The organism is Brevibacillus laterosporus LMG 15441, assembly GCF_000219535.2.
Lineage (GTDB): Bacteria > Bacillota > Bacilli > Brevibacillales > Brevibacillaceae > Brevibacillus_B > Brevibacillus_B halotolerans.
Window position 1 is genome coordinate 3,310,777 of record NZ_CP007806.1, and the last position, 12,730, is coordinate 3,323,506.

Consider the following 12,730-nt stretch of genomic DNA (forward strand, 5'->3'; position numbering starts at 1 on the left):
AAGCTTAAGGGCTCCCAGTCTTCCAGTTTAATTAGAGATATTAAAATAATGTTTTGGAGTCAGTTCGAATAAATAAAAGAAATCATAAAGATCGTGTTGAAATAATTCTTCGTATGGACCATCATCAAAAGATATGTAGAACTCATGACTTGGTGCCCCATCATGCCAACCCTTAATTTTATAGTCACCGTCTTCTCTAAAAAGACTTGCAGTAAAAGCGTAATCAATTCCTGGCGGAGTAAATTTTAAAGAACCTTCTAAATATGGAATTCCAACTGAATGTTCAATATCAAATTTGATATTATCCATATTTACAATTTTTTCATCTAATCTAATTCCACTACTACCTGCCTTTTTGGTTTTAAGTAATTTTTTATTAGAGTCATAAAAAGTTGAGCTATTCACTTTTTTTGATAAAGTTGTATCTTCATCTGTAAAATCCGATTCAATATTTATCTGGGTTCTAAAACGAGAATGGGAAACTGCAAAATCTCTATTATCTCCACCAAAATATTCAACGTCTCTCTCCCATTTGTCTCCAGTTAATCTTAACCAATTCGGTACTGGATTTCCCACAATTTCGTCACCTATAAAAGTTGTATATCTTAACTTTACGTTATCTACATCATTATTTGAAGAAATCCCTAACGGAGATACTTTTTCTTTCTCTACAATTTTAATAATTGAAACATAATTATAGAGGAGTTCTTCGCCTTTTGAAACAATTTCGGAATCATTAGCTTCTCCACTTTTCAAAAGATGCTGTATTTTCTCTTTTCTCTTTTCCTTTTCTTCTTTATCTAGTGGAATTTTACCAAGAAACTCATAGATAACCTTCTCTTCTCCTCCGTCCAATTCATCACTATATTCACTTGTCTGGACAGTATCAATTATTTTTCCGTTTTTCTTAATTTGATACTCCTCTACCTGTCCGTTATCATCCCAGTCAAATTTTATATTTTTCCCATCGGAAATCGTTGAAACAACAGTATCATTTATTTCGTTATCATTAGCAGATAGCGAAATTAGACCCGCATTTTTTATTTCTGATTCCAAAGTCTCAGTATATAATTTTGTGCTCATAATCTCAGAATTGTCAGAATCAAGAGCTACTAACTTATACTTATAGCTTTTTCCTGATTTTAAATTATTATGTATAAAGGAGTTTTCTAAGCCACTGAATAACTCAGTGTCCCCCTGATAAACCTTATATTGAGCTGTATTGGGTATATCTCCCCATTTAAGGATAATTTGATCTTGATGAGGCTCAATAGTAATGTTTTTTAGTAGGTCTTGATGACTGACCTTTTCTGAAGCATATGCATTAGCTGATCCAAAAATTGTAGATAAAGCGATTATGCCGGATAGTAACATCCTCTTCATTTCTATACACCACCATTTTTATAATTATATTACAATTTAATAATAACATTATTATGATAATTTTACCATTTTTTTATAATATTAGATTCAAAAAATATTATTCTCTACCCATATAAGAACTCTTCAAAAAAATATTAGCTTTTTATATTGGTACTTCATCCATTTTTTTATCAACAGCAATTCTTTTTTGTTTACAAAAAGACATGAAGTATCCTTAGCTCAACATATGTCAATAACAAAAGATTTATTTGTCTCTCTACTTATAGGTGGCTTTTGCATGACAAAAAAAGCCACTCATCAAGAGTGACTTCTTTTTTATAAAAAATTTTAAAAGAAAAAGTTCAGCCACACGTTTTTTTAGATGACTTTCTTTAATATTCAACATATCCAAACCCGTGAATAGGAAAATCAGAGTTGTTTATAATGTGGATATAGTAACTCCCAGGAGGAAGATTGGGAAATGTTATCTTGAAATCCCCCTCAATTGTAATTTGACCATATACCTCCTTAACGGATACTTCTCCATTAGGATTCATAAGCTTGTATGTCACCTTAGGGTATCCATCTCTCTTACCATCCCCCCACCATTGAAGAAGTGTAAAAGTAACATCAGTTGTTGAACCTACCCAAAATTCCTTTGTTTTTGTTTGCCTCATAAGACGGCTCAACTCATAACTCATTCTTAATTCTTGTGTTGATGCGGTTTGAAGACTAACACTCTTAGGTTTAACCTGCTGATTTTCACTTGCTGACACGCCAACAGAAAAAGTCGATAATCCAGCTACTAGAGTCATAGCTACTACTGTAGATTTGAATAGTTTCACTACATTAAACTCCTATTATTTTTTGTAATATAAGTATTATATTACAAAAAATTGCAAATATTTCGAACTATTTTTGAAATTTATCTCTATTTATTAAAAAATAAAAAGCTGCCCGTAAATATCCGGTTTTTCACATGATATTATCATGCGCTTTACGATACTCGTCTTCTTTTTCTCGAATTTCACGCAAAATTCGTTGCATATTATTAAAACTTCAACTTTGAACCACGTGATCAAAAACAAAAGCAAGACCTTGTGTTGAAATAATACCAAATAAATCAAAAAAAACTTCCGCTCGATTAACAATCCATCGCCACATCTTCCTGGCACTTTTGATTATTTCTACTTCTTCCCATCTCCATGAAAGGCTTCTCCCATTCCTTTATTACTACTCCACGATTGGAAATACTCGCTCCCCATTGAACTTGTTGTCTAAAACCGTACTCAAAAACTACTTTTTTAAGAATATCTCCTTTTTCTTTTCCGAAAATAGAATAGAATTCTTTTTCATGGTATGAAATATATTGTTTTAAAACTGGTTGAAGAGTTCTCTGTCCAAAGTTAAATTGGATAATTCCAAAAGAGATACCCTAACCATCAAAGTTACCAGCCAAGTTTGAGTAGCCATAATGCCTCTCAAAAAACCCTGAATGTTGTAATAAGTCACGTATTAAATAGCTTGCAACTGCCCTTACTTCACGCCCTTTATCATATTTTGGCAGCAAAAAAGTCCATACAGTGTTAAACATATTCAAAGTCATCGACAAAACATTTGAGTTATTTACTTTTTTTACTATAATTGTTATTTACAGTAAATAGAATGGCATTTATAATCAAGCACGTAACATACTACTTAAGGAAGGTTGTGGTTCTATGACAAAAGGTAAAGCAGTCATGTCAGCAATGATGTTGGTTCCTCTTTTGTTTGGCGTAAACCAAGTTCATGCAAAGCAAGAAGTGACATCAAGCTCAGTCTCTGCAATGGACACAGTTGAAGTTCCTGCAAGTTTGAAAGTTGGAGATGTCCTTTACCTGTCAGGAAGTGGGTTCTACCTAAATGGAGATTATGGTGTTATTTCACTTGATAGAAATGGTAAAGTCGTTGCTCTCAAAGAAGGCAGAGCCTCTGTAGGTGGAACTTTAGGTAATGGGCAACATGTTGTCTATTACATTACTGTTACCAATTAATTTTTTCATTACTGAAACTATCAAGAGACTGAGACTCGAAGCTCAGTCTCTTGTTTTTTTCTACAGTTCCAAGCTTTTTCAGAGAAAATATTCTTACCTACTTCCTGACCGGCCTTTCCTTAAACCATGCAATTTTTAACAAATCGTATGTTGAGTAATTAACCTAGTGAAAAAGATTACACCAATTTACCAATTTTTTTATATAATCGAAATGTCTCACAAACTTAAAAAGCAGGTGATATCCTTGATTGACATGGGCGAAATTATACATAGTTTTTTTGCATTGCTGCCCATTTTCTTAAATATTTTCTTTAGTATCTGGGCCTATCGTGATTCAAGAAGTAGAGGTAATAGTAAGGAATTCTCACTCATTGCATTAATAGTTGTATTGGCTTTTCCTATCATTGGTTTGGTATTATATTTGATCATTCGAAGAGATTAGTTTTTGTGGGGTGTAAGGGGATAACGATGCCCCTTACACTGTTTCAATGAGCTGCTGTTTGGTCATTGTGCTTCCTCCTATCCAAAGCTAACAATCATGCCCTGTTCATACGAACCGAGGATATACATATCTTCGTGCCTACATCATTCATCCTGATCAAATCGGTACCTATCCGTAACAGCGATAATGTTCGGTTTACCTTTTCCAGATTTGACTGTGATGCAGTATCATGTCGTGCATTTGGTGTTTGGTAAGGCTGGTGAAGCTTATCTGATTAACCACTCTTCATCATCTTCCTAGAAATCTAAAGGCGTACAACGTGAATCATCCCGAATATAAGTAGCCCCAATTGTTACCACATTTGCATTCCATATGAGCTACTATCGACCAAAGGCATTGACTCGTCTTTTTCTTATTTAGCCAACATAGTGACTCAATATACAATCGGAAAGAGCATAGGTACTCTAACTAAACACAAATAGTGTGAATGCAAATTTGTTATGTACATTATTACCAAGAATGAAAAGGGTTGCCCGTTCCCATTCCCCCAAAAATAGGTTCTGTTAAAGAATGTGATTTGTTATTCAGCTAACGAGTAGTTTAATCGCAAAAAATTTTTACCAAGCACAATAAATCCGTTCTTTGAATATGATGGGTTATAAGTCAGTGTGTGCACTCTATTTGTTTTGTACTAAAGGGTGAAACTTGCGAAATTGTATTTTACAGTCTCACCTCACACCGATATGTATGAGCAATTACTATGTTTGGTGGGAGGAAGAATAAATGGATTCCTTTCAAAAAAATAACATGTTAGCACAAAATTCATCGAATAATGCTAAAAAGAAACAGTCAGCCAACAATTCATTAGATAATGAAAAAAGGAAGCAGCCAACCGATAATTCATCAGATAATAAAAAAAAGAAGCAGCCAACCAATTATTCATCCAATAATAAAAAAAAGAAACAGTCAACCAATAATGCTAAAAAGAAACAATCAACCAATAATTCATCCATTTTACATTGCATGAATGGCAATAATTTAGAGCTTATTGTGGCTGCTCTTCTTTTAACTGGTAAGTTAAGAGTAGATGCTGTTCAATTGTTTAGACAAGCTACGATGATTGTCAGTTTAACGGGAAAGTACGTTACATTAGGCGATTTGAACAATACAAATGTAGATAGCATGCTAAAATTTCTCAACGATAATGGCAATATAACTGTGGATGAGATTATTCAGGCACTTAAAAAGAAAATGGATAATTAATAAGTATTAAAAGGAAAAGGGTGAGCTCATAATGAAAAATTTTGATGGAGAGGGTTTCTCGGAATTAATACTAATAGTTATTTTAATTACATTGCTAATATTTGGTTCCACAGATATAGTTGGTCTTTCCGCTCAACCAACAAAACCATAGAAAGAGAATGCCAACCCCCATTTAATTTTTCTGAACAGGACTTAAAAGGAGTCCTTTTTTTTATGAATGATCAACATTGTTGTATAACAGAGTCAAAAAATAAATTCAATCTCTTCTTTTTCTATAGTTGACTTACAATATATTTAACGTAAGCAACATTCTATCTACAAAATATATTGTTTCTTCATAAGAAGTTTCACTTATGTAAGGGTTTCCATGCGCGTATCGGGATATATATTGTAAAATCAATTCCACAATTATATTCCGTCACCTGTAATTTGCTTGGGGCCCTAATTAGAATCACGAATCGTTCTAGTAGCATCTTTTATATACTTGGTATCAGTAAGTTTTTTCATTAAGAAACTCGCTAAGGAATCAGATTAAGAAGAAATCACAATTAGAAACTGCTAAAAATGATGTTGAGAAGCAGCTACATAAACTTCAGGAAAGCAAAAAGAAATGGCAATTTGCATTTGTTGAGGAGCTTCTAACAGTTGAAGAATTACGAAAGCGGACAATGGAGGAACGTGATTTAAAAACTCAGTCATTAAATGATCTGGAAGCTATTAATAAACAAATGAAAGCAAGTGCATCATGTTCTGATGCGTTTGAATTCATGCTTAAGCTTCCAGATCTATGGCCAGTACTCAGTGATCCAGATAAAAGCAAAATGATAAGAACTATTTTTACACCATAGTTGTTAATACACCATTTACAAAAGTAGTGGCTAGAAGGGGTACACCATTGCCAGCTTCAATTGAAAGGATTAAGTACAACTAACTCTTTTTCGTTTTCCATTTGATATGAAAGCCAAGCCATACCATCAGTAAACCACCCCATAGACTAGCCAGTACATAGCAAATGGCAAGTACATATTGATGCTGATGCCAAAGGGTAAGTGTCTCTACACTAAAAGTCGAAAAGGTCGTGAAAGAACCAATAAACCCTGTTCCTACTCCTAAGGTAAACCAAGCAGGCAGTTGATTTCGGGTTAAGAGATATTGATTGAGAGCTCCCAATCCGATACAGCCTATGAAATTGACTACTAGCGTACCTAAAGGAAATGAGAGCTCCCACCAGCCCGCTGTCCATGCTCCTACTAAATATCGGGATACAGCCCCCAACATTCCTGATAGTCCAACAATTAAAAAAGACATGCATTCTCTCCTTTTCCACTATTTTTCACATATATACAAACAAACTCCTACCAGTAATATTACTGGTAGGAGTCATTAGCCTATTGGCGCTTAGGGCGAACTCCATCGCCTCTATTTACTTGTAAAAACCTGTTTCACAGCACTAGTGCTACGGATCATTTGGAAAAATCACATAGACTAGTGCTTAGGTTCCTCATCCTCTACATAACGGATCGAATCTAAACTAGATTTCAAGGAAGCCTTCATAGCATCAATGTATTTTTGACGAAGAACTTGTTGCTCCGTTTTTTCTTCTGGAGTTAAGCCAACATCCTTCGATTTCTTGGCTAATTCATTAATACGTTTTACTTCTGCATCAGTAACCAATGGTGATACCTCCTCAACTAACTTCTCTTTATTATAACACAAGACCAAAGGAGAGGAGATATAAATTATGGCTCCCGCTTATCGGTATACTGGAATAGCTAGATTATTTCCTGCATAAATCATGGGGCTATCTAACTGATTTTGTTTCATGATCTCATCCATTAGCTCTCTGGCTGATAGCCCAGATTCCTGTTGATAAGCTTGTGCAATACTCCACAGCGTATCACCTGGCTGAATTGTAATGACTATAGCTACCTGCTGTGTATGGGGAGCCGCAATAGCCACCTTCTCTTTTCCAAAAATCATGCTGCCTGCTGCAAAGGATACTATGATCAGCAATAACGTTACGATTGCTTGCCCTCGCGTTATCCCTTTTCTATGATGTACCAATGTGTTCTTACTCGTCATTGTTTTTGTTTTATCTTTATATAGATTCTGACAATTGCTAGATTGTACCATCATTATCATCACCCTCACAAACGTTTGTTCTCATTCTGATAACATCATCATAATGCGAACAAATATTCCTGTCAAGCAAAAGAATCGAACTAATGTTTGTCGAACGCAAATTCTCATGGTATAATGTAGAAAATATCTGGATCGAGAGAATGAGGTGTTCGAAATGTCCAAACTCTCCAATCGCCAACAAGCGATCATTGATTTTATTCGTAAGGAAGTAAAAGATAAAGGTTATCCCCCGTCTGTTCGAGAAATCGGTGAAGCCGTAGGACTAGCTTCCAGTTCCACTGTTCACGGTCATCTCGCAAGACTTGAAAAGAAAGGCTTAATCCGCCGCGATCCTACTAAGCCACGTGCTATTGAATTATTGGACGAGACTCGTCTACAGGACGATTATGAAAGCTCCATCGTTCGAGTACCAGTGGTTGGTAAGGTAACGGCAGGTCAACCTATTACAGCTATTGAACAGGTGGAAGAATATTTTCCATTGCCAGAAAACATCGTTACGTCTGACAATGTGTTCATGTTGCGCGTTATGGGAGAGAGCATGATCGAAGCAGGCATTTTAGATGGCGATTATGTAATTGTCCGCCAACAAAATGTAGCTAACAACGGGGATATCGTGGTAGCCATGACCGAAGAGGATGAAGCAACTGTAAAACGTTTCTTTAAAGAGAAAACCCACTTCCGTCTACAACCGGAAAACTCACAACTAGAACCAATCATTTTAGATAATGTGACGATTTTAGGTAAAGTAATTGGCGTTTACCGCCTTTTCCACTAGTGCATTGGATTTTTAACTTCTCACATGCTTACACGTACAAACTCTTGGTGAGGATCATACTCGCCAAGAGTTTTTTACTGCTCAAATTTATTGTTTGTAACGGTTTATTTTATGCCCCACTCTACCTATCTCCTTGATACCTTTCGTGTTTCTCCTACTATTTGGACTTATATTTAGGTGTAAATTAGCTGCATAGCCACTTAAAACAGTGTTTCTTTTTAGCAAATCTTCAAACAATCTTCAAACAAGCCTTCTCTAATTCTGATTTGTAAACACAAATAAACCGAGATTGCCGGTTTCCCTACAGGAAATGATAGAGAATTTGACAATCTCGGTTATATGGAATGGATCAACACTCAAAATCCAATGTAACGATCCACAATAAGCTTTACCAAGCAACAATAAAGAACCAGATAATCATGATGAGTTGGATAGAGATTTTCATAATGACACTGCTAAAGAAACCTATAAGACTTCCTATCGCTATCTTAAAAGCTCGTTCTGCCGGTTGTTTTTGCATCAGCATTTCAATTAATAATACAAATACAAATGGGAGAATAATCATACCAAATGGCGGAAACGTAAGTACACCAATAATAACACCTAATATTGACCCGATTGCTGATGCTTTTGAGCCACCATATTTTTTAACAAAGTACATATTAGTCAATAGGTCAGCACCAAATAACACCACACTCAAAATCCCCATTCCCCACCAGAAGGAAACCGGTAATCCTGCTCCAGGCTCTGCAATCGCGAATTGATATAGTAAAAAACCGCCCCATAACATAATCGTATCAGGTAACACTGGGAAGAAAATACCAGCAATACTTACACCGAATAGAAGTATAACAATCAACCATAATAAAACATCCATGTTTAACCCCCCTCTTTGTTGCATCTGACCCGTTTTCTATATGTACGTTTCAGTGCCCTCCTACGTTTCATTTTTACTTAGGAGTTTCCTTTTCTTGTTTGCGAAACGTGTCTTTTCCTACATATACATGATTCTGCTCTTTTTTATGATCTCATTTTTAGCAAAGCCTGACCTATTTACCTATAGCGCTCTTTTACCAGTTCCTTTTTCCACTTCATACAGGCAAAAGGACAGCAAGAAAAAGGTATATGGATAACAGGAAAAATATAACATTTAGAGAAATTAATACTATATACTAAATTGTCCCCGCTTCAAGCCTGTATATCCTATTTCGGAAAGGAAGGTTACAAGATGCACAAAATTGTTTGTTCTTTATTAGCAGTACCACTTGTTTTCTTACTGTCCTCGACTAGCTACGCGGCTTTAGATAAGCATAGCACAACAAAAGTAACGATTAGTAGTAATGCTTACAGCCAATATTCTATTCCATTTGCACTAACGGTAAAGGAATGGGATAGAGGTTATGGGGAAGCTGGTGTTACAGGCCCTTTTTTCCTTGCGAAAGGCGGTAGCGTAACGGTTACGTTTGATAAGAAAGTAGATTCATTGGGCTGGTATCTACTGAATGCAAATACCTACGGAGCTGAAAAAATCTACCCAAAAGGCTCTACTGTAACCGTCCCACGACATTCACATTGGATTGTTATTCTGCAAAACGCTAGCATAAAACCTGTTCCTATTACAGGCAACGTGACGATTCACTAGTCTTTTTATCACGTTATCACGCAATTAGTATCAGCTCTTACAGCCTCTGCATTCCCTAAAAATTGGTGTAGGAGAATGGGTTGTCGTATGCGAGGAAATGCCTTAATGCTAGCTGTATCGCATCGCCTATTTTCTTACACGCATCAATTTTCCGCTATTTAATCTTACTAAATCTTCTACCTTTATTTTCACTAATGAATGAGGAGAGCCTCCTCCCGTATAAACATACTCTAATTCTGTTATTTTCGGATCAACCAAAAAAATCGCCTCAAATCCAAAAGAAGGAACCCCACCGGCTGGATAACCTGTTGCTTCTAATACTTCCTTTTCATCTGCCAAACGAGGTCTTTTTATATTGAGTCCCTTACTTACTCGTGATGTACTAGCTCGATCCTCTCCTTTTACAATGGCCACAATTAGTCGTCCATCTTCATCAATCATACAAATATTTTTAACCAGCTCATCAATAGAAGCATTCACAGCTTTAGCCGCCTCTTCGACCGTATGGCAAGATTGATTCAGTATAAAGTGCTGGGCATCAGCAGCTTTTGCATGTAGGTACTCTTTTATTTGCAGCTCATAAGAATTCATTGATCCCTCTCCATCCTAAAATATTTTCCCCATTTTAGCTGTACCCCACTAGTTAATCAAGAGTGCAGGTGATCTTTTTTACGTAATATTCGCTGTTTTTTGTTGTTTTGGTTTTTTTAACGTATAAAGCATCCCAATAAATATTAATAAAATTCCTATTGTTTGTATCATATTTGGTCGAAATCCAATAATGATCACATCTAATAAAATAGCAACAGCTGGATCCAAAAATACCATTCCTGAAATGGTTCTGGTCGATAGTTTTCGTACACTATCGAAAAACAGAAGATAAACAACACCAGTGTGGATAATGCCAGTAATGATCGCGTATGCCCAATTCTGCGGAGTTAGGTCTAAAAATACATGGTAATGGATAAAGGGAAGCAAGCATATCGCGCCAATAGCAGTTTGAATAAACGTTGTGGCATAGACACTTGCTTGTTGTATACTCTTCCCTAAAATCATCGTTACTGCATAAAAAAGAGCCGCTAGAATAGCGTACAAAAATCCTGTCATTTGAAACGAAGCATTTGAGAGATCACCATCTACTCCGATGATAAAAATCGTTCCTACAAAGCATACAGAGATAGCCAGAATTGAAAGTATGGTTACCTTTTCTCTGAAAAGAAAGCTACCGACAAGTAAGACAATCATCGGAGCAAGATGATAGAGAGAGATGGCAACTGTAATCGAAATCAGCTCAAAGGATTTAAACAAGAAAATCCAATTTAATAAATTTGCTATACCACAGAAGCCAATCCTCATTAGTTCTTTTTTGCTCCATTGCTCTTTGGCATACGTTCCTGTAATAAACCAAATCGAACCAAGAAAAACTGTCGCACAAATGCATCTAATAAAAACCAATTCTAAAGCGGAAAGACCCGTTAACACGGAAAAAAATCCTACTGATCCAAAAATCGTCATCGAGATGAACATTTGAATAAAAGCCCTTATATTCATAATTTTTACTCCAATCTATTTTTAGAGGTTATTAATCTAACTACTATAATGAAACTATAATAAAACGGGTTCATAGGACTGAACCCGCTCTTCTTACTGCTAAAAGAAAAATGAAACTGGCCTTAGTAGCTACAAAGCAAAAACATGCAGGTAATTAGAATAAAGAAAACCTTTTAAGTTATATACTATTATTCATAATCTTGAAGACATTGCAAGCAAACTTCTGCTTTATAACAAAAAATTCTAAATAAATAGTAGAATTTCTGCTGTCTGCTGCATTGCTTAACCAATAACTATACGGATTGTAAATTTGAACATTAAAGCCACATTCACTAGCATCATGACAAGTACTTATATTATAAAATAATCTAGAGGATAAAAGATAAAGGAGACGTACAACTTTGATAGCTACATGTATTAGATTTCATGCGTTTGGAAACCCGCAGGAGGTTTTACAGGTTGAACAAAAACAAATGAAATCTCCTATGAATGGAGAAATTCTTGTTCGCATGATTGATCGTCCTATAAATCCATCTGACTTGCTTCCTATTAGAGGAGCATATTCTCATCGTATTTCATTGCCTACCATTCCTGGGTATGAAGGTGTCGGCATTGTTGAGGAAGTAGGATCTTCCGTTTCTCATGAGCTTCTTGGCAAACGTGTTCTTCCTTTGCGGGGAGAAGGGACCTGGCAGGATTATGTGACAGCACCAGCAGATTTAGCAATCACGATACCACCTTCCATGGAAGATTACATCGCGGCTCAGCTCTATATAAACCCTATAACAGCCTGGATTACGTGTACAGAAGTATTACAATTAAAGGAAGGTGATATCCTTCTGGTCAATGCTTGTGGTTCTTCAATTGGACGTATCCTTTGCCAGTTATCTGCGATTCTTGGGTTTCGACTGATTGCGGTCACAAGGAATCATTTCTATACCGAAGAACTTCTTCAATTAGGCGCCTTTGCTGTCATTAACACCTCTGACACCGCATTACATCAAACGGTTATGGAATTGACAAATGGCCAAGGAGCTACTGCTGCTATTGATTCTGTAGGTGGCACAGCTGGTTCAGACCTAGCTTTTTGTGTTCGGCCGAATGGGACATTGGTAACGATTGGACTTTTATCGGGAACACCTGTTCATTGGGGGGAAATTTCGCGTAGAACACAGGTAAACATTAGATTATTTCATTTAAGGCATTGGAATCAGCAGGTATCTGTACAAACCTGGCAAGACACCTTCTCTCATGTAATAGCATTAATAATGAAGCAAAAATTGGGGCTCATGATGCCTTATGCTCATTACGATCTTTTGGAGGTCCAAAAAGCCGTTCAGATGGCAGAATCCTCTAGAAATAGGGGGAAAATATTCTTGCGCAATAAAGTGAATCATCATATTTTCGCTTAAAAATAAATAGGTCCTTCTATTGAGGAAGGACCTACTTACCATTTCTGGTGACTTTTATTCGCCAGTTTGTTTTCAAATAAGTATGATTTCTACAAATCGTATAACTTA

14 protein-coding genes and 1 riboswitch are annotated in these 12,730 nt (G+C 36.0%); of the genes, 6 read left to right on the forward strand and 8 right to left on the reverse strand.

The window, feature by feature from the left end:
* Nucleotides 1-27: 27 nt before the first annotated feature.
* Both BRLA_RS14235 and BRLA_RS14240 read right to left on the reverse strand, forming a co-directional pair.
* Nucleotides 28-1,383: a DUF3238 domain-containing protein gene (locus tag BRLA_RS14235; protein WP_003335880.1), complete on the reverse strand. Its 1,356-nt coding sequence runs from the start codon at nucleotides 1,381-1,383 to the stop codon at nucleotides 28-30.
* 371 nt (nucleotides 1,384-1,754) lie between these two features.
* A complete protein-coding gene (locus tag BRLA_RS14240) occupies nucleotides 1,755-2,207 on the reverse strand; it encodes a prealbumin-like fold domain-containing protein (protein ID WP_003335877.1) in 453 nt (150 codons plus the stop codon).
* Nucleotides 2,208-3,080: 873 nt separating this feature from the next.
* Between BRLA_RS14240 and BRLA_RS14250 the strand changes: the two genes are divergently transcribed.
* The 3 genes from BRLA_RS14250 (at nucleotide 3,081) to BRLA_RS14260 (ending at nucleotide 5,948) form a co-directional block, all read left to right on the forward strand.
* The gene (locus BRLA_RS14250; RefSeq protein WP_003335876.1) at nucleotides 3,081-3,395 is read left to right on the forward strand and encodes a hypothetical protein; all 315 of its coding nucleotides are present in this window, start codon (nucleotides 3,081-3,083) and stop codon (nucleotides 3,393-3,395) included.
* 1,225 nt (nucleotides 3,396-4,620) lie between these two features.
* Nucleotides 4,621-5,100, forward strand: a complete 480-nt coding sequence (locus BRLA_RS14255) for a hypothetical protein (RefSeq protein WP_003335874.1) — start codon at nucleotides 4,621-4,623, stop codon at nucleotides 5,098-5,100.
* A 668-nt stretch (nucleotides 5,101-5,768) separates the two neighbouring features.
* Nucleotides 5,769-5,948: a hypothetical protein gene (locus BRLA_RS14260; protein WP_003335873.1), complete on the forward strand. Its 180-nt coding sequence runs from the start codon at nucleotides 5,769-5,771 to the stop codon at nucleotides 5,946-5,948.
* 79 nt (nucleotides 5,949-6,027) lie between these two features.
* On the opposite strand, the gene crcB is transcribed toward BRLA_RS14260, so the two are convergent.
* The 3 genes from crcB to yneA all read right to left on the reverse strand — a co-directional run bounded on the left by crcB (nucleotide 6,028) and on the right by yneA (nucleotide 7,236).
* Nucleotides 6,028-6,408: a fluoride efflux transporter CrcB gene (crcB, locus tag BRLA_RS14265; protein ID WP_003335872.1), complete on the reverse strand. Its 381-nt coding sequence runs from the start codon at nucleotides 6,406-6,408 to the stop codon at nucleotides 6,028-6,030.
* 59 nt (nucleotides 6,409-6,467) lie between these two features.
* Nucleotides 6,468-6,527, reverse strand: a riboswitch (Fluoride riboswitch).
* Between the two features lie 58 nt (nucleotides 6,528-6,585).
* A complete protein-coding gene (locus BRLA_RS14270) occupies nucleotides 6,586-6,774 on the reverse strand; it encodes a DUF896 domain-containing protein (RefSeq protein WP_041752233.1) in 189 nt (62 codons plus the stop codon).
* A gap of 78 nt (nucleotides 6,775-6,852) precedes the next feature.
* Nucleotides 6,853-7,236: a cell division suppressor protein YneA gene (yneA, locus tag BRLA_RS14275; protein WP_003335870.1), complete on the reverse strand. Its 384-nt coding sequence runs from the start codon at nucleotides 7,234-7,236 to the stop codon at nucleotides 6,853-6,855.
* Nucleotides 7,237-7,396: 160 nt separating this feature from the next.
* Between yneA and lexA the strand changes: the two genes are divergently transcribed.
* Nucleotides 7,397-8,017: a transcriptional repressor LexA gene (gene lexA / locus BRLA_RS14280; protein WP_003335869.1), complete on the forward strand. Its 621-nt coding sequence runs from the start codon at nucleotides 7,397-7,399 to the stop codon at nucleotides 8,015-8,017.
* Nucleotides 8,018-8,405: 388 nt separating this feature from the next.
* On the opposite strand, the gene BRLA_RS14285 is transcribed toward lexA, so the two are convergent.
* Nucleotides 8,406-8,894, reverse strand: coding sequence for a DUF456 domain-containing protein (locus BRLA_RS14285; RefSeq protein WP_003335867.1), 489 nt, complete (start codon nucleotides 8,892-8,894; stop codon nucleotides 8,406-8,408).
* Between the two features lie 351 nt (nucleotides 8,895-9,245).
* On the opposite strand from BRLA_RS14285, the gene BRLA_RS14290 reads away from it, so the two are divergent.
* On the forward strand, nucleotides 9,246-9,659 hold the full coding sequence (locus BRLA_RS14290) for a hypothetical protein (RefSeq protein ID WP_003335865.1): 414 nt from the start codon (nucleotides 9,246-9,248) through the stop codon (nucleotides 9,657-9,659).
* Between the two features lie 126 nt (nucleotides 9,660-9,785).
* Here BRLA_RS14290 and BRLA_RS14295 read toward each other — a convergent pair whose 3' ends face one another.
* Nucleotides 9,786-10,250, reverse strand: a complete 465-nt coding sequence (locus BRLA_RS14295) for an aminoacyl-tRNA deacylase (protein WP_003335864.1) — start codon at nucleotides 10,248-10,250, stop codon at nucleotides 9,786-9,788.
* 78 nt (nucleotides 10,251-10,328) lie between these two features.
* Nucleotides 10,329-11,210, reverse strand: a complete 882-nt coding sequence (locus BRLA_RS14300; protein WP_003335863.1) for a DMT family transporter — start codon at nucleotides 11,208-11,210, stop codon at nucleotides 10,329-10,331.
* 401 nt (nucleotides 11,211-11,611) lie between these two features.
* Between BRLA_RS14300 and BRLA_RS14305 the strand changes: the two genes are divergently transcribed.
* Nucleotides 11,612-12,622, forward strand: coding sequence for a zinc-dependent alcohol dehydrogenase family protein (locus BRLA_RS14305; protein ID WP_003335862.1), 1,011 nt, complete (start codon nucleotides 11,612-11,614; stop codon nucleotides 12,620-12,622).
* The last annotated feature ends 108 nt before the right edge of the window (nucleotides 12,623-12,730 follow it).

Coding starts and splice junctions, on each gene's coding strand:
- lexA (WP_003335869.1), top strand. CDS start 7,397: ATGTCCAAACTCTCCAATCGCCAACAAGCGATCATTGATTTTATTCGT.
- BRLA_RS14295 (WP_003335864.1), bottom strand. CDS start 10,250: ATGAATTCTTATGAGCTGCAAATAAAAGAGTACCTACATGCAAAAGCT.
- BRLA_RS14300 (WP_003335863.1), bottom strand. CDS start 11,210: ATGAATATAAGGGCTTTTATTCAAATGTTCATCTCGATGACGATTTTT.
- yneA (WP_003335870.1), bottom strand. CDS start 7,236: ATGATGGTACAATCTAGCAATTGTCAGAATCTATATAAAGATAAAACA.
- crcB (WP_003335872.1), bottom strand. CDS start 6,408: ATGTCTTTTTTAATTGTTGGACTATCAGGAATGTTGGGGGCTGTATCC.
- BRLA_RS14250 (WP_003335876.1), top strand. CDS start 3,081: ATGACAAAAGGTAAAGCAGTCATGTCAGCAATGATGTTGGTTCCTCTT.
- BRLA_RS14285 (WP_003335867.1), bottom strand. CDS start 8,894: ATGGATGTTTTATTATGGTTGATTGTTATACTTCTATTCGGTGTAAGT.
- BRLA_RS14290 (WP_003335865.1), top strand. CDS start 9,246: ATGCACAAAATTGTTTGTTCTTTATTAGCAGTACCACTTGTTTTCTTA.
- BRLA_RS14255 (WP_003335874.1), top strand. CDS start 4,621: ATGGATTCCTTTCAAAAAAATAACATGTTAGCACAAAATTCATCGAAT.
- BRLA_RS14235 (WP_003335880.1), bottom strand. CDS start 1,383: ATGAAGAGGATGTTACTATCCGGCATAATCGCTTTATCTACAATTTTT.
- BRLA_RS14260 (WP_003335873.1), top strand. CDS start 5,769: ATGGAGGAACGTGATTTAAAAACTCAGTCATTAAATGATCTGGAAGCT.